Source organism: Kitasatospora sp. NPDC091257 (assembly GCF_044757675.1).
Lineage (GTDB): Bacteria > Actinomycetota > Actinomycetes > Streptomycetales > Streptomycetaceae > Kitasatospora > Kitasatospora lactacystinica.
In genome coordinates this window covers 1-1,844 of the sequence record NZ_JBIVVI010001504.1, presented here as the reverse complement: position 1 = coordinate 1,844, position 1,844 = coordinate 1, and the positions used below count along the sequence as shown (strand labels likewise).

Genomic DNA, 1,844 nt, shown 5'->3' with positions numbered 1-1,844 from the left:
CTGAGGACAAGCCCTCGGCCTATTAGTACCGGTCAACTCCACCCCTCACAGGGCTTCCATATCCGGCCTATCAACCCAGTCGTCTACTGGGAGCCTTACCCTCTCAAGGAGGTGGGAGTGCTCATCTCGAAGCAGGCTTCCCGCTTAGATGCTTTCAGCGGTTATCCCTCCCGAACGTAGCCAACCAGCCATGCCCTTGGCAGGACAACTGGCACACCAGAGGTTCGTCCGTCCCGGTCCTCTCGTACTAGGGACAGCCCTTCTCAACACTCCTACGCGCACAGCGGATAGGGACCGAACTGTCTCACGACGTTCTAAACCCAGCTCGCGTACCGCTTTAATGGGCGAACAGCCCAACCCTTGGGACCTACTCCAGCCCCAGGATGCGACGAGCCGACATCGAGGTGCCAAACCATCCCGTCGATATGGACTCTTGGGGAAGATCAGCCTGTTATCCCCGGGGTACCTTTTATCCGTTGAGCGACGGCGCTTCCACAAGCCACCGCCGGATCACTAGTCCCTACTTTCGTACCTGCTCGACCCGTCAGTCTCACAGTCAAGCTCCCTTGTGCACTTACACTCAACACCTGATTGCCAACCAGGCTGAGGGAACCTTTGGGCGCCTCCGTTACTCTTTAGGAGGCAACCGCCCCAGTTAAACTACCCACCAGACACTGTCCCTGATCCGGATCACGGACCCAGGTTAGACATCCAGCACGACCAGAGTGGTATTTCAACGACGACTCCACCAAGACTGGCGTCAAGGCTTCAAAGTCTCCCACCTATCCTACACAAGCCGAACCGAACACCAATATCAAGCTATAGTAAAGGTCCCGGGGTCTTTCCGTCCTGCTGCGCGAAACGAGCATCTTTACTCGTAATGCAATTTCACCGGGCCTATGGTTGAGACAGTCGAGAAGTCGTTACGCCATTCGTGCAGGTCGGAACTTACCCGACAAGGAATTTCGCTACCTTAGGATGGTTATAGTTACCACCGCCGTTTACTGGCGCTTAAGTTCTCAGCTTCGCCCGGACGAATCCAAGCTAACCGGTCCCCTTAACGTTCCAGCACCGGGCAGGCGTCAGTCCGTATACATCGCCTTACGGCTTCGCACGGACCTGTGTTTTTAGTAAACAGTCGCTTCTCGCTGGTCTCTGCGGCCACCCCCAGCTCGGAGTGCAAGACTCGTCACCAGGAATGGCCCCCCTTCTCCCGAAGTTACGGGGGCATTTTGCCGAGTTCCTTAACCATAGTTCACCCGAACGCCTCGGTATTCTCTACCTGACCACCTGAGTCGGTTTGGGGTACGGGCCGCCATGAAACTCGCTAGAGGCTTTTCTCGACAGCATAGGATCATCCACTTCACCACAATCGGCTCGGCATCAGGTCTCAGCCTCAATGAGTGACGGATTTGCCTATCACTCGGCCTACACCCTTACCCCGGGACAACCACCGCCCGGGCTGGACTACCTTCCTGCGTCACCCCATCGCTCACCTACTACCCCGTTGGGTCACCGGCTCCACCACTTCCCTTTGCCCGAAGGCTCCAGGACGGCTTCACGGGCTTAGCATCAAGAGGTTCAGCGTTGGCGCTTCAAAGCGGGTACGGGAATATCAACCCGTTGTCCATCGACTACGCCTGTCGGCCTCGCCTTAGGTCCCGACTTACCCTGGGCAGATCAGCTTGACCCAGGAACCCTTGGTCAATCGGCGCAAGAGTTTCCCACTCTTGTATCGCTACTCATGCCTGCATTCTCACTCGTATACCGTCCACGACTGGTTTCCACCGCCGCTTCACCCGGCACACGACGCTCCCCTACCCATCACAGCAGGCGTTGGCCCT

Annotated in this window: 1 rRNA gene; it reads right to left on the bottom strand. The window is 57.1% G+C overall.

Annotated elements, in window-relative coordinates:
* Positions 1–2: 2 nt before the first annotated feature.
* Positions 3–1,844: ribosomal RNA gene (locus ACIQOV_RS39755) — 23S ribosomal RNA — on the bottom strand; the annotation flags it as partial.